The 18773-nt window shown below is 55.1% G+C and carries 19 protein-coding genes and 1 tRNA gene; 12 read left to right on the top strand and 8 right to left on the bottom strand.

Features of this window, described 5'->3' with window-relative positions:
- Positions 1-31: 31 nt before the first annotated feature.
- Positions 32-1279 (top strand): saccharopine dehydrogenase family protein, encoded by a 1248-nt coding sequence (locus tag AC13DE_RS12050; RefSeq protein ID WP_483047958.1) that lies wholly within the window; start codon positions 32-34, stop codon positions 1277-1279.
- Between the two features lie 175 nt (positions 1280-1454).
- Here AC13DE_RS12050 and AC13DE_RS12045 read toward each other — a convergent pair.
- From AC13DE_RS12045 to AC13DE_RS12030, 4 genes are all read right to left on the bottom strand, one after another.
- A tRNA-Arg gene (locus AC13DE_RS12045) sits at positions 1455-1531 on the bottom strand.
- Between the two features lie 75 nt (positions 1532-1606).
- Positions 1607-2995 carry a sensor histidine kinase gene (locus tag AC13DE_RS12040; RefSeq protein WP_483047957.1) on the bottom strand — a complete coding sequence of 463 codons (1389 nt, stop codon included), beginning with the start codon at positions 2993-2995 and terminating at the stop codon, positions 1607-1609.
- Positions 2996-3004: 9 nt separating this feature from the next.
- A complete protein-coding gene (locus AC13DE_RS12035; protein ID WP_483047956.1) occupies positions 3005-4423 on the bottom strand; it encodes a dihydrolipoyl dehydrogenase family protein in 1419 nt (472 codons plus the stop codon).
- Complete coding sequence (locus tag AC13DE_RS12030) at positions 4420-5154, bottom strand: TVP38/TMEM64 family protein (protein WP_446313608.1); 735 nt, start codon at positions 5152-5154, stop codon at positions 4420-4422. Before AC13DE_RS12030 ends, AC13DE_RS12035 begins: the two co-directional genes overlap by 4 nt.
- A 302-nt stretch (positions 5155-5456) precedes the next feature.
- Here AC13DE_RS12030 and rpmH point away from each other — a divergent pair, with 302 nt between their 5' ends.
- The 11 genes from rpmH to AC13DE_RS11975 all read left to right on the top strand — a co-directional run bounded on the left by rpmH (position 5457) and on the right by AC13DE_RS11975 (position 14209).
- Positions 5457-5591, top strand: coding sequence for a 50S ribosomal protein L34 (gene rpmH, locus AC13DE_RS12025; protein WP_025063397.1), 135 nt, complete (start codon positions 5457-5459; stop codon positions 5589-5591).
- 46 nt (positions 5592-5637) lie between these two features.
- Complete coding sequence (gene rnpA, locus AC13DE_RS12020; RefSeq protein ID WP_446295465.1) at positions 5638-6033, top strand: ribonuclease P protein component; 396 nt, start codon at positions 5638-5640, stop codon at positions 6031-6033.
- Positions 6030-6251, top strand: a complete 222-nt coding sequence (gene yidD / locus AC13DE_RS12015; RefSeq protein WP_446295466.1) for a membrane protein insertion efficiency factor YidD — start codon at positions 6030-6032, stop codon at positions 6249-6251. Before rnpA ends, yidD begins: the two co-directional genes overlap by 4 nt.
- Positions 6252-6343: 92 nt before the next feature.
- Entirely contained in the window at positions 6344-7171 is an 828-nt protein-coding gene (ttcA, locus tag AC13DE_RS12010; protein WP_483047955.1) for a tRNA 2-thiocytidine(32) synthetase TtcA, read from the top strand.
- Positions 7172-7291: 120 nt separating this feature from the next.
- Complete coding sequence (locus tag AC13DE_RS12005; RefSeq protein WP_483048093.1) at positions 7292-8830, top strand: EAL domain-containing protein; 1539 nt, start codon at positions 7292-7294, stop codon at positions 8828-8830.
- Between the two features lie 115 nt (positions 8831-8945).
- Positions 8946-10760: a membrane protein insertase YidC gene (gene yidC / locus AC13DE_RS12000; protein ID WP_446313606.1), complete on the top strand. Its 1815-nt coding sequence runs from the start codon at positions 8946-8948 to the stop codon at positions 10758-10760.
- Entirely contained in the window at positions 10757-11497 is a 741-nt protein-coding gene (locus tag AC13DE_RS11995) for an MOSC domain-containing protein (RefSeq protein ID WP_446295471.1), read from the top strand. The genes yidC and AC13DE_RS11995 overlap by 4 nt, the downstream gene beginning before the upstream one ends.
- 3 nt (positions 11498-11500) lie before the next feature.
- Positions 11501-12151 (top strand): ribosome biogenesis GTP-binding protein YihA/YsxC, encoded by a 651-nt coding sequence (gene yihA / locus AC13DE_RS11990; RefSeq protein WP_483047954.1) that lies wholly within the window; start codon positions 11501-11503, stop codon positions 12149-12151.
- 29 nt (positions 12152-12180) lie between these two features.
- Positions 12181-13044 carry an acetylglutamate kinase gene (gene argB / locus AC13DE_RS11985; RefSeq protein ID WP_446295473.1) on the top strand — a complete coding sequence of 288 codons (864 nt, stop codon included), beginning with the start codon at positions 12181-12183 and terminating at the stop codon, positions 13042-13044.
- Positions 13041-13709: a ferredoxin gene (locus tag AC13DE_RS11980; protein ID WP_483047953.1), complete on the top strand. Its 669-nt coding sequence runs from the start codon at positions 13041-13043 to the stop codon at positions 13707-13709. The genes argB and AC13DE_RS11980 overlap by 4 nt, the downstream gene beginning before the upstream one ends.
- Entirely contained in the window at positions 13706-14209 is a 504-nt protein-coding gene (locus AC13DE_RS11975) for a SixA phosphatase family protein (RefSeq protein ID WP_483047952.1), read from the top strand. Before AC13DE_RS11980 ends, AC13DE_RS11975 begins: the two co-directional genes overlap by 4 nt.
- A 32-nt stretch (positions 14210-14241) precedes the next feature.
- Here the strand turns inward: AC13DE_RS11975 and AC13DE_RS11970 are convergent, their stop codons facing one another.
- From AC13DE_RS11970 to AC13DE_RS11955, 4 genes are all read right to left on the bottom strand, one after another.
- Positions 14242-15012, bottom strand: coding sequence for an amino acid ABC transporter ATP-binding protein (locus AC13DE_RS11970; RefSeq protein ID WP_446298062.1), 771 nt, complete (start codon positions 15010-15012; stop codon positions 14242-14244).
- A 15-nt stretch (positions 15013-15027) separates the two neighbouring features.
- The gene (locus tag AC13DE_RS11965; RefSeq protein WP_446298061.1) at positions 15028-16323 is read right to left on the bottom strand and encodes an amino acid ABC transporter permease; all 1296 of its coding nucleotides are present in this window, start codon (positions 16321-16323) and stop codon (positions 15028-15030) included.
- A 1-nt stretch (position 16324) separates the two neighbouring features.
- Entirely contained in the window at positions 16325-17539 is a 1215-nt protein-coding gene (locus AC13DE_RS11960; RefSeq protein ID WP_446298060.1) for an amino acid ABC transporter permease, read from the bottom strand.
- A gap of 120 nt (positions 17540-17659) precedes the next feature.
- Entirely contained in the window at positions 17660-18676 is a 1017-nt protein-coding gene (locus tag AC13DE_RS11955) for an amino acid ABC transporter substrate-binding protein (RefSeq protein ID WP_446298059.1), read from the bottom strand.
- Positions 18677-18773: the final 97 nt, after the last annotated feature.

The raw sequence follows: 18773 nt of genomic DNA, 5'->3' as shown, positions 1-18773 counted from the left end.
ATTCCCCAAATAAACGAGGTCTTTTGAACAAATGAAACGCAATGTTCTCATCATCGGTGCCGGTGGCGTCGCTCAGGTCGTGGCGCATAAGACGGCGCAAAACAATGATGTACTGGGTGATTTGCATATCGCCAGCCGCACGGTTTCCAAGTGCGATAGCATTATCGCCAGCGTGCATGCGAAGGGCGCGATGAAGCAGAGCGGCGTATTTGAGGCGCATCAGCTCGACGCTATGGACAGTGATGCCGTCGAGGCGCTTATCAGAAAGCTCGGCGTGCAAATCGTGATCAACGTGGGCTCCCCGTTCGTGAATATGACCGTGCTCGAGGCCTGTATCCGCACGGGTGCATCGTATATCGACACTGCCATTCACGAGGACCCGGCGAAAATTTGCGAAACGCCGCCTTGGTATGGCAATTACGAATGGAAACGCCGCGAGGATTGCGCCGCGGCAGGTGTCACCGCTATTCTCGGGGCAGGCTTTGATCCGGGTATGGTGAACGCTTTTGCACGCTTTGCCATTGACGAGTTTATGGACGAGGTAAAGTCGATTGATATCGTCGACATCAATGCTGGTGACCACGGCAAGTATTTCTCAACCAACTTCGATCCAGAGATCAACTTTCGCGAGTTTACCGGCACGGTATACAGCTGGCAGCAAGGCGCATGGCAAGAGAACGCGATGTTTGAAGTAGGTCGGGAATGGGACCTGCCCGTCGTTGGCAAGCAAACCGCCTATATGTCCGGGCATGACGAGGTGCATTCGCTGGCCGCCAATTATCCGCAGGCCGATGTCCGGTTCTGGATGGGCTTTGGCGACCACTATATCAATGTTTTCACGGTGCTGCAAAATCTGGGACTGCTCTCCGAGCAGCCGGTCACAACCGCGGAAGGCTTGGAAGTCGAACCGTTGAAAGTGGTCAAGGCCGTGCTGCCCGACCCTTCGACTCTTGCCCCGAACTATACCGGCAAAACCTGCATCGGTGACCTCGTCAAAGGTATCAAGGAAGGACAGGAAACCGAGGTATTTGTCTATAACATCTCTGACCACGCAGAGGCTTACCGTGAAGTCGGAAGTCAGGGCATATCCTATACCGCAGGCGTACCGCCGGTCGCTATGGCCATGCTGATCGCCAACGGCACCTATGATCTGGGCACCATGCTAAACGTCGAAGAGCTGGACCCGAAGCCATTGTTCGCCCTGCTTGACACCATCGGCCTGCCGACACGGGTGAAAATCAGAGATACTGACATGACGTGGGATCAATCTATCAGCTGACCCGCAATCGGAAGGCGGAAGATCCAGGGCCTGACACTGTCAGGCGCGCCGATCTCCGCCGTCCGCACCGCGACACTGCGCACAGGCCAGCCGTGCAAACAACCGGCGACTTATCCATCCCTACGGGGCGGAAGTTCACGATCATTTCCAAGTATCATATCTGATGTATGTGAAGTGGCGGACCGAGGAGGATTCGAACCCCCGACCCCCTGATTCGTAGTCAGGTACTCTATCCAGCTGAGCTATCGGTCCGTTAGGGCGGGGTTTAGTTCTGGGCGAGAGGGTTTGCAACCCCTTCTTTAACAACAAATGCAATTTCCGCATTTCTTATGAATACGTCCCGTCGCCTTTGGGTAAGGTAACTGTGAAAATGGTGCCAGACGGGCCTGTGGTACCTAGTTCAAGCTTGCCTCCGTGACCGCGCACCAGTTCGGCAGCAATGGCCAGCCCCAATCCTGAGCCGCCCTTTCGCGCGCCGCCTCGGAACGCCGTGAACAGATGTTCGCGCGCCTTGGGCGGCAAACCTGGGCCGTCGTCGCAGACTTTGATCGTCCACGCGATGTCGTCAGAGATCGCGGTCACAGTGATTTTGCCCGGTCTTCCCGCCGCAACAATCGCCTGCCGCGCATTGCGCACCAGGTTGGCCAGAACCCGGTAAAGCTGCTCCGGGTCAGCGCGAACCATCAGACCTTTGGGAATTTGCACATCAAACCTGATGTCCACCCCTTCCACCGCCAACCTTTCACCGTCAATCACATCGGCGATGATTTGGTCCAACGCAACCACCGTCAGCGTCGGGCTTGGTTCCTCTGCGCGGCCAAACGCCAACGTGGATTCGCATAGATGGACGGCGCGGGTAATCGAACTCACCAATTTGGGGGCCATTCGCTTGACCGTCGGGTCCTCGGACATCTCGATCCGGTCTGTGAATAGCTGTGCGGACGTCAGGATATTGCGCAAATCATGGCTGACCTTGCTGACAGCCTGACCCAGTTGGGCAAGCCGTTCCTTTTGTCGCAAAGCCTGCGTCAGTTCGGTTTCCAGTCGCATCAATGCTTCTTCGGCCTCGCGTATTTCGGTAACTCCGGCTGAGGGAGCGATAATCCGACGGGCGTCTTCGGGGGCCAGAGCATAGTTTTGCATGTGCCCGACCACCGATTTGATCGGCTTGAGCAAAAACGCCCGCATCGTCAGAAACAACAAGAATGCCGTAATCAGTGATATTGCCGCCGAAAGGGCCAGAATGCGAATGCCGTAATCTATCATTGCCATGCGCAACGCCGAGGTTTCCATCGTGATTTCAATCAACAATCCCGCATCCTGCACGGGGGCCCCGATCACGCGGATGACACCATCATCGGTGTCGGCCAGTTGAATAAAGGCATCGCGTATCAACATCATCGCAGATGCATCTCGAATATCATACGTTGCCTTGATCGCTTGCGGCATCGGCGACGACAAAACCAATTGTCGCATCTCGTCGCGCCGCAACACAACGTTGAAGACTTCCGCGGTTCGCAACAGTTCAGCCTCAAGCGCCGGGTCGATCATTTCGCTGGCAAGCAAGGTCAGTGACGCGATTTGCGCCCGCTCAAGCCGGTTCATCATGTATTCCACCCGGAACCGGGCGATAGATGGCACAAAAATCAATATCTCGGCCAACATCACAAAGATGGTGGTCAGGATGAGTAGCCTGCCTGAAAGAGATCTGAACATCTTGCTGCTCTAGGGAATGAAACGCTGCACAGCCCGAACCACGGATTTCACGAGATCGCTCTCGAACAAACGCGGGCTGAAGTAAGCGCCCGCCGCACGCTTGTTAATTTCGCCTATTGTGGGGTACGGAGCAACCATTCCCGCAATCTGGCTCATTTTCATGTTATTTGCCAGCGCCAATGCCCACAGGTTGATTAATTCACCTGCCTGATACCCTACAATGCCTGCCCCAACCGGTCGACCCTTGACCACCATAACCTTTATCAGACCTTTGGTTTTGCGTTCTGCAATGGCGCGATCGTTATGATTATACTGAAACCGCACGACCTCCACCTTGTCGCCATGGGTTTTGCGTGCTTGTGCTTCAGTCAGTCCGACTTGGGACAGTTCAGGGTCGGTATAGGTCGCCCAAGGGATATGGGACGTTTTTGCCTTGGACGGAATCGCAAACATCAACGCACGGATCACAACACCTGCGTGGTACCCAGCCACATGCGTGAATTGAAGCCCCCCCGCGACATCGCCGATAGCATAGACCTTGCGGTTACGCGTCCGTAATGACGCGTCAACCTTGATGCCATTCCTCTCGGTTTCCACGCCGGCTTTCTCCAGGTCCAGATTGGCTATATTGGCGGAGCGCCCGACAGCCACCAGTAGGTGCGAACCCTTGAATACCCGGCCATCCTTGACGCGAACTTCAATAGCGCCCGCTGTGCCGCTGATCTGCTCGGCCAATGCACCTTCGGCAATTTCAACGCCTTCATCCTTGTAGGATTGCAGCGCAATGCCAGCCAGTTCGGGGTCGTCCTTCGACAGCGCCTTGTCGCCCTCGATCACCGTTACCTTGCAGCCCATGCGCACATGTGCTTGCGCCATCTCCATACCCACGGGCCCACCACCGATAATCAGCAGATGTTCGGGCTTGTCGCGCAGGTCGAACAGGGTTTCATTGGTTTCGTACGGGGTTTTGTCCAATCCCTGGATAGGCGGAATCAACGGGGATGACCCTGTGGCGATCACGATCCGGCGTGCCTTTATCACCGTGTCACCTGCCTGGACTTCGTTATTCGAAATGAATCGCCCGTAGGCCCGGATAACCTTGACGCCGAACCCTTCGAACCGTTCTTGACTATCGACCGGCGCAATCTGCGCGATCACGTCAGACACGAAATCCTTGGCTGCGGCGTAGTCCACCTCGCCCCGGGCGTTGGTCACGCCGTATTGCGCCGAGTGCCGCTGAGCATGTGCAGCCTTGCCAGACATGATTAACGCTTTTGAAGGGACGCAACCATAATTCAAACAGTCGCCACCCATTTTGTGGCCTTCCAGCAGCACGACATCAGCGCCCATTTGCGACGCACCCGCAGCAACAGACAAGCCCCCGGACCCTGCCCCAATAACAAGGACGTCGGTTTTAATGCGGTTCATTTCAACAGTTCCTTTTTACCGGTCATCGCCTTGAGCAAAACCGGAAGTAACGAAAGGATGCACAAGCCCAGGATCGGCAAAAGGATGTGCGGTTCGAAAATGATATCCAGGTCCGGAGTTTCGCCACGCGCGAACACAAGGCCAAGCCCCGCGCCCACCGACGTAAAGACGAATGAACCTGGGATAATCCCCAGAAACGTCGACACCACGAAACGGAGCAGAGAAACCCCCAACAAAGCAGGAATCAGGTTGGCGACGAAGAAGGGCACAGCGGGAACCAGTCGCAGGAAAAACAACATCGACCATTCGTTTTCATCGATACCGTTCTTGATGCTGCGTATCTTGCCCTCGGAGGCATCCATACGGGCTTTCAGTTTTTCGCCAAAGCCCATGCGCACGGCAAGAAAGATCATCACCGCGCCTAAGGTTGCACCCGTAACATTGATCAATACCCCCCAAGGGGTCCCGAACAGGAACCCGCCCGTAATCGTGGCGAGAGTAGCACCGGGCAGCGAAAACCCGACAATGAGTATATAAATTGTCATGAAACCGATAACGGTAATGCGAAAATTCTCGTCGCGGAATCCGATCAGAACCTTGTGGTTGTCACGCAATGTATCAAAATTCAGATAGTCACCCACCGTGAAGAACCCCACGACAGTTACCATAAAGATGGCGATGATCGGCAAATACCGAAACCAAGTGGGTTTATGGTTAGTCCCTGATGCCATATCTGCTGGTCGCCTTTACATAGAGGTATGTTATCCGTCAGCGTATAAATGGGCTATTTATGCCGATGCAGATAGGGGCCTCACATCTGCTTGATAAAAAAGGCGGTTTACATCCCGCAGGGCGCGGCCATTCTTGCATTATTGAAACATTCCGTTCGGATTACGCGAAATTTATTGCAGAGCTGTAAAAATCCAGCCCCTAGGGTTTGACTTGGGCGCATTGCAGCTTTAGAGGCAGGGCTTGAATTGACAGTGATGCGCCGAATCCGGTGCCAACTAAAATATTAAGTGGAGTCGGAGCGATGAAACGCACCTTTCAACCTTCAAACCTGGTACGCAAGCGGCGTCACGGTTTTCGTGCACGCATGGCAACAAAAGCGGGCCGCAAAATTATCAACGCTCGCCGCGCACAAGGCCGTAAGGAACTGAGCGCGTAATTCGCGACATTCGTTGTTGGTAGATATGACACCGTCGGAGGCACCTATGGATGGCACAAACGCCAACCACGGGGATAAGCCCCCGGCGGTTTCTGTGCGCGTGCAGACCCTTAAAAACAGACCTGACTTTCAAAGGGCAACCGGTGCGCCGCGTGTCGCAATGCCGGGCTTTATTCTACAGATGCGTCAGCGCGCCGAGAATGAGGCCGAAGGCATAAGAATAGGCTATACCTGCTCCAAAAAAGTCGGCAATGCGGTTGCCCGCAACCGCGCCAAAAGGCGGTTGCGCGAAATCGCCCGCCTCGCTTTGCCCCAATCCGGGCTGGTTGGCATGGACTATGTGCTTGTCGGCCGTAAAGACGCGACAGCAAACCTGCCGTTTGACCAACTGCAACGCGATTTTTCAAAGGCGCTTGGCATTCTGCATGGCAAGGTCCGATGACGCTGTTCGCGCGGATCCTTGCCGTTCCGGTCAAAGGGTACCGTTTGTTTTTCAGCCCGTGGGTGGGACATAATTGCAGATATCACCCCACTTGCAGCGCTTATGCACTTGAAGCGTTGCAGCGTCACGGCGGCCTAAAGGGCGGGTGGTTGGCACTTCGTCGCATTGCACGGTGTCACCCTTGGGGCGGCAGTGGCATCGACGATGTGCCTCGCTAAATTCAAGGTATCTGCATTAACCTCGGGATGCAGATATGACGCCACTGAAACCTGTGCTTGATCGCTCGGGGCGGTTCGACTAATCCAGCTTCATGCTTGATCAACCAGATGACATCCATCCCCTGTTTCACGGTGCCCCCCAAAGCACCGAATTCCGCAAGCTTCGCAAGCGGCTGGTGCGGCAAACCCGCGAAGCCATTGAACAATACGGGATGATCGAACCGGGCGGCAAATGGCTGATTTGTCTGTCGGGAGGCAAGGACAGTTATACTCTGCTAGCGATTCTCCACGAGCTTAAATGGCGTGGCTTGCTGCCTGTCGAACTTCTTGCCTGCAACCTTGATCAGGGTCAGCCGAATTTCCCTGCTACGGTGCTGCCCGCCTTTCTTGAAAAGATGGGGGTAAAACATCGAATCGAATATCAGGACACATATTCGATCGTGATGGATAAAATTCCCGCCGGTCGCACGTTTTGCGCCTTATGCAGCCGGTTGCGCCGTGGGCACCTGTACCGGATCGCCCGCGAGGAATCGTGCACTGCCGTTGTTCTCGGGCATCATCGCGACGATATTCTGGAAACATTTTTCATGAATCTTTTCCACGGTGGGCGCCTGGCGACGATGCCCCCGAAACTGGTCAACGAGGAAGGTGATCTTTTCCTGTATCGCCCTCTTGCTCATGTCGCCGAAGCCGACTGCGAGAGATTCTCCAATGCGATGAATTATCCCATAATTCCTTGTGACTTATGTGGCTCTCAAGAGGGGTTACAACGACAGCAGGTCAAAGCCATCCTTGATGGGTGGGAAGCCAATAGCCCCGGCCGGCGCCAAGTCATGTTTCGGGCCTTGATGAATGCTCGGCCCTCACATTTGCTTGACCCAAAGCTGTTCGATTTCGCTGGTCTACTGAGAAACACCTAGACTTTTCGGTATTCAAAGGCGCTTGCATCGCCGCGATTAATATCTCCGACACCCGGCACCGTTTAACAATGCCCCCGTGACCCGACTGATGGAGTCAAAGGGGGATTTTCCGTGGTGTCAATGATCGAAACCAAGCTCTTGCAAGGGCGCCGACAGGTTGTTCATTGGGTGACCAGCCCGCCCGCGTTGGCGTTTATCCCTGCCTTGGGTCTTGCGATGATTTGGTTTGGCCTCAAGGGGGTAACGTTGGTGCTGTTCTCAATCATTCCGGCGCTGTATTTGTACCAAAGTCATTTAAGGCGCTCTGTTCATCGGCTTTTGACAGCACCTGATCCGGAACCTGTCATGCGTGGCTATGATATCTTCGAGGAAGGTATTGAACAGGTGATATCGCACGTCGCAAGCAAGGACCTGAAGTCTTCACTCTTTTGCGTTGAAATTGACAACTTTCAAGACCTCTGTGACCAGTACGGTCGCAGTACGATGCAAAAGACGGTCAAAAGCATCGGTGAGCGGCTGCTCGCCTCTGTGCGCGATATCGATTTGGTTTGCCAGCGCAACGACGCGCAATTCGCAGTTTGTATAGCCCCGGTACGTTATCTGAACACTGTTCTATGCAGAGATATGGCAGATCGATTTCAGCAAACTCTTCAAGAGACCATTCACATTGACGGCGAACGGGTGCCAATTTCTGTCTCCATCGGATTTTGCCTCATTTCCTCTGCCGCAGAAGTCACGGCCGCTGCGTGGCTTGAACGTTCAGTATCCGCACTTGCCAAGGCTCGCGAACAAGGGCCCTCCGCGATCGAACGGCTGCCTGTCAAGCCGCCTGCCGTGCCTCCCAGTTCGCCAGACCGACGTGAGGAAATCCGACAGGCTCTTCGGTCCGGCCAGATTCAACCCTGGTTTCAGCCTCAAATCTCGACACACACCGGGGAAATAAGCGGGTTTGAGGCGCTCGCGCGTTGGGTACACCCGACCAAGGGCATTATTCTCCCGTCGGATTTCCTTCCCTTGGTGGACCAAGCTGATCTTTTCGAACAGCTGGCAGAGACAATGATGCGCGGTGGTTTTGCGGCGCTGAAGGCCTGGGACAACGCCGGTTTCGACGTCCCGGCTATAGCGGTGAATTTTTCGGGACCCGAGCTAAGCAACCCCGCGCTCATCGAAAAAATCAAATGGGAATTGGATCACTTTGACCTGAACCCTGACCGCCTGGTCATTGAGATTCTGGAAACGGTCGTGTCAAACGTCGATGACGACATTATCACAAAAAACATTCATCAGTTAGAGCAGCTCGGGTGCAGAATTGATCTTGATGATTTTGGAACTGGCCAAGCTTCGATCGGGGCGATCCATCAATTTGGCGTGACCCGCATTAAAATAGACCGTTCTTTTGTCGCAAGAGCCGACAGGTGTTCAAAACAAAAACAGGTTATAAATGCGATCCTCGCCATGGCGGAACACTTTGGGGTCGAAACTCTGGCAGAAGGTGTGGAAACTGTGGGAGAACATACCACTCTGGCGCAACTGGGGTGCGACCATGTGCAAGGATTCGGAATTGCGAGTGCGATGCCCTTTGAACAAACGCTGCAATGGATACCACAAAACACCGCAAAAATTCAGCACGTGCCAAAGCTGGTAGGAGGAATTCGGTAGCTTCATCATGCTCACGTTGTCTTCGGCGCAGGCTGATCGGACCGAATCTGCTTGACCTTTGGTGCTGCACTCTGTTGAACCCACGCTGATATCACAGACATCAGGTGACGGCCCCATGGACGATCAAAACAAGAATCTTATTTTCGCTACGGTTCTAAGCTTCATAGTGATTCTAGGCTGGTTTGTCCTCTTTCCACCACCAGAAACCGACACCATAGCCGAACCACCTGTTGCCACCACCGTTCAAGCACCCGCGCCCGACGTGGTCGCGCCTTCGGGCACGGCCGCGCCTGCCACAAGTGCCGAACCCGCGGAAACGCAGACTGCGGCGCTTGATCAGGCACCGCGCGTACCCGTCGAAACCGCCCGGCTTTCCGGTTCAATCTCTCTGCTCGGTGGGCGAATTGATGACCTGATCCTAAGGGATTACCGCACCACTATTGAAAAAGCCGCGCCGAATGTAACACTCCTGGCACCTGCCGGCACCGATGACGCCTATTACGCGCTCTACGGTTGGGCCGCCGGTTCGGGAATTGCGCCCGAACAGGTGCCCGGGCCGAATACATTGTGGACATTGGCGCAAGGCGAACGCCTTTCTGTAGGTAGCCCGGTTACTCTGACGTGGGATAACAACGCCGGCCAGTTATACACGCGGACTATTTCGGTCGATGAAAACTTCATGTTCAAGATAGATCAGTCCGTCACAAATACCGCCGACACTTCTATATCCCTGGCCCCCTATGGCATCATTGCCCGTCATGGTGTGCCATCGGATGCCCAGAATTTCTTTATCCTTCACGAGGGGATGGTCGCCATGAACAATGGCGAGTTGATAGAAACCAAATGGGACAAAATTCCGGATCTGGACGCGGTGAACGGTGTCCCCTCTGAACGCATTGAAGGCGTCACCAACGGCTGGATAGGCTTTACCGGTCATTACTTCATGACCAATCTCATTCCAGATCCCGCCCAGCCTACGCGCCTGACTGTCAAATTTTTGCCCAAGACAGACATCTATCAAACAGAAGCTGTACTTCCTACGCAGACTGTGGCGACAGGCGAAACCGCAACGGTGTCAACCCAGTTGTTTGCCGGTGCCAAAGAGTGGGAAACTTTGCGTGAATACGAGGCTAAGGGCGTCTACAAGTTTATCGATTCCATCGATTGGGGCTGGTTCTTTTTCCTGACAAAACCGATCTTCTGGGTACTGCATCATTTGAATATCCTTATCGGTAACATGGGCATCGCGATCATCGGATTGACCCTGCTGATCAAGGCGTTGCTGTTCCCCTTGGCGTATAAATCCTATGTGTCCATGGCCAAGATGAAAGAGCTTCAGCCCCAGATGGAGCAGCTCAAGAAAGATGCAGGCGATGACCGTCAGAAGCTGCAACGCAACATGATGGAGCTTTACAAGCGAGAAAAAGTTAACCCCGCCGCTGGCTGCCTGCCGATCCTGATGCAAATTCCGATTTTCTTCTCTCTTTACAAGGTGATCTTTGTCACGCTCGAACTGCGACACGCACCATTCTTTGGTCCGTTCCAGGATTTGAGCGCACCCGATCCTACCTCACTTTATAACCTGTATGGCCTGTTGCCTTGGGCGGCACCCGAGCCGGGAACGGTGCTGGCACTGGTATTCATCGGCATTCTGCCTTTGTTGCTGGGCATCTCGATGTTCTTGCAGCAAAAGCTTAACCCCGCCCCCGCCGATCCTACCCAGCAGATGATTTTTGCGTGGATGCCTTGGGTGTTCATGTTCATGCTCGGTGGTTTCGCGTCGGGTCTGGTGGTGTACTGGATCGCCAACAACACGATCACCTTCACCCAGCAATACCTGATCATGCGCAGCCAGGGCTATAAGCCCGACGTCTTGGGCAACATTAAAGGCGGGCTAAGGTTTGGCCGGAAATCCGACCCTAAGAAATGACCTCGGTAACCCAGCTATTTCGCCACCCGCTCAAAAGTCACGGGCGCGAGGAGCTGGGGGAAGTTTTTCTCACGGCCGGGCAACCCGTGCCGTGGGATCGTGTTTGGGCAGTTGCCCACGACCGTTCAAAAGCGGACGGGTCAAAATGGGTGGCATGCGCCAACTTTAGCATTGGGTCCAAGGCACCTGCCTTGATGGCCATCAACGCCCGCTGGGATGACACAGCGCAGGTATTGACCCTGTCCCACCCCGAACGTCCGACGCTCGCGTTCAACCCGGACAGGGACCAGGATGCTTTTCTTGAATGGGTGCGCCCGCTGGTTCCGGAAAATCGGGCGCTCCCCGCGCGGATATTAAGGCTTGAGGGGCGCGGCTTTACCGACACCCCCTACCCGTCAGTAAGCCTGTGCAACATGGCCTCGCACCGGGATGTGTCAGCGAAAGCCGGCGCTTCGCTGTCAGTGCAAAGATGGCGCGGCAATATCTGGTTTGACGCCGAACACCCGTGGGCCGAATTCGATTGGCTGGGTAAAGACGTGGCGATTGGTGGAGCTGTGCTGCGGGTCAGGGAACGGATCGTCCGATGCCGTGCGACCATGGCCAGCCCCAAGACGGGAAAACGTGACATTGATACGCTCAAGATATTGAATACATGGGAGCATCAGGATTTCGGTGTATACGCCGAAGTTATTCAGTCGGGGCCCGTGGCAATCAATGATCCTGTAGAGGTACTGTAAACAATGCAAATTCAATTCAGCATCGCCGAAGAGCCTGACAAAGCAACCGCTGAAAAGGGTCGTATGCTTTTCGCTGGCGACACCGAATTCGTCAAAGGTGTCGTCGCAATGGATGGCCTGCCCCCTGCCGACCGTATGGAGGTCTGCTTTGCCGGACGCTCGAACGTCGGAAAATCGACGTTGATCAACGCATTGACCGGGATGAAGGCGCTGGCCCGTGCCTCAAACACCCCCGGCCGCACCCAGGAAATCAACTACTTCACCGCGGGAGGTGATCATTACCTGGTCGATCTGCCGGGCTATGGATACGCAAATGCGCCGCTGCCGGTTGTCGAAAAATGGCAAAAATTGCTGAAACAATATCTGTCGGGCCGCCAAACGCTCCGCCGCGCATTTGTGTTGATTGACGCGCGCCATGGGGTCAAGAAAGTCGACGATGAAATCATGGCACTGTTGGACAGTTCGGCCGTGACGTTTCAATGCGTGCTGACCAAATCGGACAAGGTAAAAGAGGTGGAACGATCCAGGGTTCTTGACCAAGTGCGCACAGCGTTAGCCAAGCATCCGGCAGCCTTCCCCGAAATTGTGGTGACATCGTCGGAAAAGGGCTGGGGCATTCCCACGCTCCGTGCCATTATCGCCACGCTGGAATAGACTTCTTCAGCGTTTCACCGAGGCAAAGAATGAGAAAACAAGACATGAACCGCGACTGGATCGCCACCGCCCGTACGTTAAGCCAGGCTTTACCTTATTTACAGCGCTACGCTGACGCCACGGTTGTGATCAAGCTTGGTGGTCATGCGATGGGCAGCGATGACGCGATGGAAGAATTTGCCCGCGATGTCGCCTTGATGCGCCAGGTCGGTGTGAACCCCGTCATCGTTCACGGCGGCGGGCCGATGATCAACGACATGCTCAAGCGATTGAACATCCAGTCTGAGTTTGTAAATGGCAAACGCGTGACCGATCAGGCCACCATGGAAGTGGTCGAGATGGTTCTTTCCGGCTTGGTCAACGCACGCATAGTCCAAGCCATCACCGCGCAGGGCGGGCGCTGTGTGGGTGTTTCGGGCAAGGATAGCGGGCTGATCATCTGCGACCAAGAAGACCCTGAACTTGGCCTTGTCGGTGCACCTACCGAGGTGAACCCCAGATTGCTGCGCGATCTTGCAGACAAGGGCATCATCCCGGTGATCGCGCCTCTTGGCATGGGTCGGAACGGCGAAACTTTCAACATCAACGGGGACACGGCAGCCGGTGCCATTGCCGCCGCACTAAAGGCCGACCGGCTGCTGCTGCTGACCGATGTAGCGGGGGTGAAGAACGCCGAAGGCGAGGTATTGACCGAGCTGACCGCGGCTCAGATTCGCGAGATGGTGGCAAATGGAACCATTGCCGGCGGCATGATACCCAAGACCCAGACAGCGCTGGACGCGATCGACGGAGGCGTACGTGCCGCCGTTATTCTGGACGGGCGCGCCCCCAATGCCTGCCTGCTGGAGCTTTTCACCGAACATGGCGCGGGCAGTATCATCCGGGCCCAATGACCTGCATCAGCTACGATGATCTGCAATCCGCAGCATCCCAAAGAAGCCTGACTTTGTTGGGCGGATTTCATCCTGATAAGGATGAGGTCGGATTGGAAGAATGTCGAACCCTGTTGATGGTGGGGCCGGACGAACGTCATTTCTGGGCTCGTTTCCTGCGTTCTGATGAATATCTTGATGGTCGTCCGGACCCGGTGGACCGTTGGTCGATCCGCGTCGTCGGCGATCTGGCGACCATCGCCGGCGCTCGGGCCCTGTACCCGTTTGGTAACGCCCCCTATCTACCGTTTTACCAATGGGCATTACGTACGCAGAATATCCACATATCGCCCGTCAGGCTACTGGTCAGCCACGACCATGGTCTCTTTGTCTCGTTTCGGGGTGCGCTTTCCCTGCCCCACAGGATCGACCTGCCAGCCGCTGTTCCATCCCCCTGCATCTCATGCGCGACGAAGCCCTGCCTTGCGGCCTGTCCCGTAGACGCCATGGGCGACCACGAATACAGTGACGACGCTTGCCGTGCTCATGTACGCTCTAGTGACGGGCACGGTTGCCTTACGCAAGGGTGCGCAGTGCGGCGGGCATGCCCTGCCAGCTTGAACGCTGGCCGCCGCCCAGCACACTCCGCCTATCACATGAGCGAGTTTTTGAGGACCGGACCATGAAGCGCCTTATCCTGATGCGGCACGCCAAATCTGATTGGTCCAGTGCGGGCACATCCGACCATGACCGGGTTCTGAACGAACGTGGACGCCAAAATGCGGTGTCTTTGGGACACTGGCTGGCCCAAAGGTCATTGATACCCGATGCCGCCTTGTGTTCTACCGCCACGCGGGCCCGACAAACGCTCGATCTGCTGGATCTGCCGCCATACACCAGCGTAACATTTCACCGTAACCTGTACCTCGCCAGTGCCGAGACCTTGTTGACCGCGCTGCGTGCGGCCAAGGGTGATACCATATTGATAGTCGCACACAACCCCGGCATCGGTGTGCTTGCCTCAGCGATACTGACGCCGGCGGCAGGTTCAAGCGACCTATGCCACTATCCTACGGGCGCGACGATGGTGGCGACGTTCAACATATCAACGTGGGAAACCGTCGCGTTGGGCTTGGGTCAGATGACAGAGTTTATCGTGCCACGTGAATTGCCCCAGTACGAATGAAAAGGACGGGGGGGTGCCCCGCCCTGATGATCTTAATGACCCAGAATTTGGCTCAGGAACAGTTTCGTTCTTGGGCTTTGTGGATTGTTGAAGAACTCTTCCGGCTCGTTTTGCTCAACAATCTGGCCCTCGTCCATAAAGATAACGCGGTTTGCCACCTGACGGGCAAAACCCATTTCATGTGTCACGCACAACATCGTCATGCCTTCTTCGGCAAGCTCCACCATCGTATCCAGAACCTCTTTGATCATTTCAGGGTCAAGAGCCGACGTAGGTTCGTCAAACAGCATGATACGCGGCCGCATGCACAGACTGCGTGCGATCGCCACGCGCTGCTGTTGTCCACCCGAAAGTTGGCCGGGATACTTGTTGGCCTGATCCGGGATTTTCACCTTTTCCAGGAAATGCATCGCGGTTTCTTCGGCTTCTCTTTTGGGAATTTTGCGGACCCAGATCGGAGCCAAGGTACAGTTTTCCAGGATCGTCAGATGCGGGAACAGGTTGAAGTGTTGAAAACACATCCCGACCTCTGATCGAATTTTGTCGATGTTCTTGACGTCCGAAGACAACACGGTGCCATCGACTTCGATGCGCCCCTTCTGATGTTCTTCCAACGCATTGATGCAGCGGATCAGCGTCGATTTACCCGACCCCGAAGGCCCTGCAATGACGATCCGTTCACCGCGATACACCGTCAAGTCGATGTCGCGCAACACGTGGAATGTACCATACCACTTGTTCATGTTCTCAATGCTGATCGCGACCTCGTTCGAGACGTTCAGTGCTTGGGATAGTTCAGCCATGATTACAGCCTTTCGTTAATGGTGGTCGGTCTGGAGTTGACGTTCCAGCCATTGTGAATATTGCGAGATGCCATAGCAGACGACAAAGAACAGCAAGGCGGCAAAGCCCCATAGCTCCCAGTAAACGCCGTTCCAGTCGGTAGACGCGAGGATCGGCCCGCGGATCATCCCGACCAGATCAAACATCGAAATGATCGACACCAGCGTGGTATCCTTGAACAGACCCACGGCGACGTTGACGATGCCCGGGATCGATATTTTCAATGCCTGAGGCAGGATGATCAACCGCATGGCCTGAGCGTAATCAAGGCCAAGGCTGTCTGCTGCTTCATATTGGCCACGAGGCAACGCTGCCAACCCGCCGCGTATCACTTCGGCAATATAGGCCGAGGCGAACATGGTGATCATGATGATCACACGCAAGATGAGGTCAAAGTTCGTACCGGGCGGCAGGAAGTACGCCAAGACTACGTTTGCGACGAACAGCAAGGTAATCAAAGGCACCCCACGGATGAATTCAATGAAAACAACGCAGATCAACCTGATGATCGGAAGGTTCGATTGCCGCCCCAGGGCCAGCACGATGCCAAGGGGTAATGAAAGCGAAACGCAGATGACGCCCAAAATCATGTTGAGCATGAAGCCCCCCATATTCCGCGAGGCGACTTCTTCCAATGCCAGAACATTGGTTAGATTGGATGTGATGAACCCGGCGACGAACCAAACCACGACACCCACGACAATACCGGCGAACAGGCCACCCGCGAAGCTGGACTTTACCAACCTGCTGTAGACGACATAGCCAATCGCAAAACTGAACAATGCCGCCAGTGGTACCAACAGCGACCCGCCCCAGATCAGCCAGAACGCCAAGAAGGGATAAAGCACCGTGACAATCAACAACTGGCGCGGGACCGCTCCAAACAGCACCGGTGCCGCCGCGACAAACAGCAAAATGAATGCCAATGTCGGGCGCCAGTACCCATCCTGAGGATAGGCGATCCCGAACAGCAGCTGGTTCCAGCGTTCGGTCAGAACCGAGAAACAGCCACCCTGGGCACCGTCCAGTACCTCGCGACATTCCCGGATATTGCCGGTGTTCCAGACCCCACCCAGCAACCAAGGCAGGAGACCGGACAAAATGACGAATATCACATACAGCGCAACAAGCGTCAGAATGGTATAGGGGATCGAAGAGAACAGACTTTGGTGGACCCACTTGACGGGCCCCGTTGCCGTCGACGGCGGCTCGACCTGCGGCAGCATGGTTTCTCTGACATAGGGTACGGAGGCGGCGTGTGTATCGGACATCTTACCGTTCCTTCAAGCTGACAGCGTTATTGTAAACGTTCATGATCGCAGAAATCGACAACGAGATCGTGAGATAAAACAGCATAAGCAAGAGCACGCATTCAATGGCTCGGCCTGTCTGGTTCAATGTGATCCCCCCCAGCGTCGCCGTGATATCGGCGTACCCGACCGCGATGGCGAGCGATGAGTTTTTGGTGATGTTGAGATATTGCGAAATGAGCGGCGGAATAATGACTCGCAATGCCTGCGGCAGTACCACCAGATTCATGATGCGTTTGGGCCGCAAACCCAGCGATGCCGCCGCTTCGGTCTGACCTTTTGAAACAGCCTGAATACCTGCACGCACGTTCTCTGCGATGAAGGCACCTGTATACACGGACAGGGCGAGCCAAAGCGCGATCAGCGGGGCCCCGATTTGCAGACCACCCCGGAAGTTGAAGCCTTTCAGCGCAGGGTAATCCAACCCGATGGGGCTGCCCATCACGAAGAAAACCAGGAGGGTCGGAACCAGCAGGATAGCCAGCGTCGGCCAGCCGGTCGGAAGCAGTTTGCCGGTGCGAAACAGCAGACTGACCGCGTATTTGCGGTAAGCGACAGCGGCAACGATGGATAACACGAAGGTCGCGACAACGATCATCGACCCGGGACCCCAGACAGGTGCGGGGACATAGATGCCACGGTTAGTGAATGCAAATGCATCGAACAACATGCTCGACGTCGCGTTGTCACCTCGGAATGCATTCGGTGCCGGCAATACGGCGGTCATCAGCGTGTAGATCATCAAGATCCAGATCAGCACCGGTATATTGCGGAAAATTTCGACGTAAACCGACATCATTTTGGAAACGAGCCAGTTGTTAGACAGACGTGCCACCCCGGCGATGACCCCCAGGATAGTTGCGGTGACGCATGCGAGGAAGGCGACCAAGAGCGTGTTGAGAATTCCGACAACAGCGGCCCGCAGGTTTGTGGATTGGCTGTTGTAGTCGATCAGCGTCTGGTTGATGTCATATCCGGCAGGTACGTACAGAAAACTGTACGAAATATTCAACCCAGCCTCTGCAAGGTTACGCACCAGGTTAATGCCCAAGAAAGCCATCAGCGCGATCAAAAGCATCAGCGCGATAAACTGGAATGTATAGGATCTATAGCGGGTGTCGTTTAGCAACATCGACAGCCGGAACGAACCCTGTTGAGGGTCGGACATTGTCGTCATCTGATTATCCCTGTGTTCCGGACCTGTCAGAGCGCGACAATCGGCGTCGCTTGTCCGGTTATTTTATTTGTCGCGGTAAGAATAAAAGGCGCGGAGATACTCCGCGCCTTTTGAATTGATTTAACGGAAAGGAGGCGCGTACATCAGGCCGCCATCTGTCCACTGAGCGTTCAGGCCGCGTGCCAGACCGATCGGGGTTTCTTCGCCGATGTTCTTGGCAAAGATTTCGCCATAGTTACCCTGCGAAGCGATGGCATTCTTTGCCCAGGCAGCGTCGAGACCCAGCATCTCGCCCAACGTACCTTCGGCACCCAACAGACGGGCAACCTCTGGGTTGGTTGTGTTTGTTGCCATCTCTTCTACGTTTGCCGATGTCACGCCCAGCTCTTCTGCTGCGATCAGCGCGTAAAGAACCCAACGGGTCAAATCACCCCAGTCGTTGTCGCCGTGACGAACCAACGGGCCCAAAGGCTCTTTGGAAATGATTTCCGGCAAAATGATGTGATCACCAGGAGTTTCAAATGTCGCGCGCGTAGCGGCAAGACCGGACGCGTCGGTGGTGTATGTGTCACACGCACCTGCAAGGTACTGCTGCTGACCTTCTGCGTTTGTCTCGATTGGTACCGGCTCATACGAGATGTTGTTCGCGCGGAAGAAATCGGCGAGGTTAAGCTCTGTGGTGGTACCGGTCTGAATGCAGACGGTCGCACCGTCCAGGTCCTTGGCCGACGAAACGCCCAATGCCTTTGGCACCATGAAGCCTTGACCATCGTAGTAGTTCACACCGATGAAATCGAACTTCAGATCGACGTCACGGGAGAACGTCCAGGTGGTGTTGCGCGCAAGAAAGTCGATTTCGCCAGAGGCCAACGCGGTAAAGCGTGTTTTACCTGTTGTAGGGATGAATTCGACAGCATTGGGATCAGCAAAGATAGCGGCGGCGACAGCGCGGCATACTGCGACGTCGAAACCTTCCCATTCACCATTGGCGTTGGGTGCGGCAAAGCCCACCAGGCCAGTTGTTACGCCACAGTTTAGCTTGCCACGCGCTTTGACATCGTCAAGCGTCGATGCGGCCGCTGCGCCGGCTGCTAGGCCAGCAACTGTTAGCGCACCAAAAAATACGGATTTGTTCATTGTTACCTCTTCCTGATTTTCCGCCACGTTTTTGGGCGGTTCACCCGACACCTTTTGGGTCGGAGATGTTTTGATGGGGTTATCCCCGTCAGTGGAA

This window comes from Sulfitobacter sp. L-8 (genome assembly GCF_056859255.1).
This window is presented reverse-complemented; position numbering and strand designations above follow the sequence as displayed.

Coding starts and splice junctions, on each gene's coding strand:
- rnpA (WP_446295465.1), top strand. CDS start 5,638: ATGGATGGCACAAACGCCAACCACGGGGATAAGCCCCCGGCGGTTTCT.
- argB (WP_446295473.1), top strand. CDS start 12,181: ATGAGAAAACAAGACATGAACCGCGACTGGATCGCCACCGCCCGTACG.
- AC13DE_RS12035 (WP_483047956.1), bottom strand. CDS start 4,423: ATGAACCGCATTAAAACCGACGTCCTTGTTATTGGGGCAGGGTCCGGG.
- ttcA (WP_483047955.1), top strand. CDS start 6,344: ATGCTTGATCAACCAGATGACATCCATCCCCTGTTTCACGGTGCCCCC.
- AC13DE_RS11965 (WP_446298061.1), bottom strand. CDS start 16,323: ATGTCCGATACACACGCCGCCTCCGTACCCTATGTCAGAGAAACCATG.
- AC13DE_RS12005 (WP_483048093.1), top strand. CDS start 7,292: ATGATCGAAACCAAGCTCTTGCAAGGGCGCCGACAGGTTGTTCATTGG.
- rpmH (WP_025063397.1), top strand. CDS start 5,457: ATGAAACGCACCTTTCAACCTTCAAACCTGGTACGCAAGCGGCGTCAC.
- AC13DE_RS11975 (WP_483047952.1), top strand. CDS start 13,706: ATGAAGCGCCTTATCCTGATGCGGCACGCCAAATCTGATTGGTCCAGT.
- AC13DE_RS12050 (WP_483047958.1), top strand. CDS start 32: ATGAAACGCAATGTTCTCATCATCGGTGCCGGTGGCGTCGCTCAGGTC.
- yihA (WP_483047954.1), top strand. CDS start 11,501: ATGCAAATTCAATTCAGCATCGCCGAAGAGCCTGACAAAGCAACCGCT.
- AC13DE_RS11955 (WP_446298059.1), bottom strand. CDS start 18,676: ATGAACAAATCCGTATTTTTTGGTGCGCTAACAGTTGCTGGCCTAGCA.
- AC13DE_RS11980 (WP_483047953.1), top strand. CDS start 13,041: ATGACCTGCATCAGCTACGATGATCTGCAATCCGCAGCATCCCAAAGA.
- AC13DE_RS11995 (WP_446295471.1), top strand. CDS start 10,757: ATGACCTCGGTAACCCAGCTATTTCGCCACCCGCTCAAAAGTCACGGG.
- yidC (WP_446313606.1), top strand. CDS start 8,946: ATGGACGATCAAAACAAGAATCTTATTTTCGCTACGGTTCTAAGCTTC.
- AC13DE_RS12040 (WP_483047957.1), bottom strand. CDS start 2,995: ATGTTCAGATCTCTTTCAGGCAGGCTACTCATCCTGACCACCATCTTT.
- yidD (WP_446295466.1), top strand. CDS start 6,030: ATGACGCTGTTCGCGCGGATCCTTGCCGTTCCGGTCAAAGGGTACCGT.
- AC13DE_RS11960 (WP_446298060.1), bottom strand. CDS start 17,539: ATGACGACAATGTCCGACCCTCAACAGGGTTCGTTCCGGCTGTCGATG.
- AC13DE_RS11970 (WP_446298062.1), bottom strand. CDS start 15,012: ATGGCTGAACTATCCCAAGCACTGAACGTCTCGAACGAGGTCGCGATC.
- AC13DE_RS12030 (WP_446313608.1), bottom strand. CDS start 5,154: ATGGCATCAGGGACTAACCATAAACCCACTTGGTTTCGGTATTTGCCG.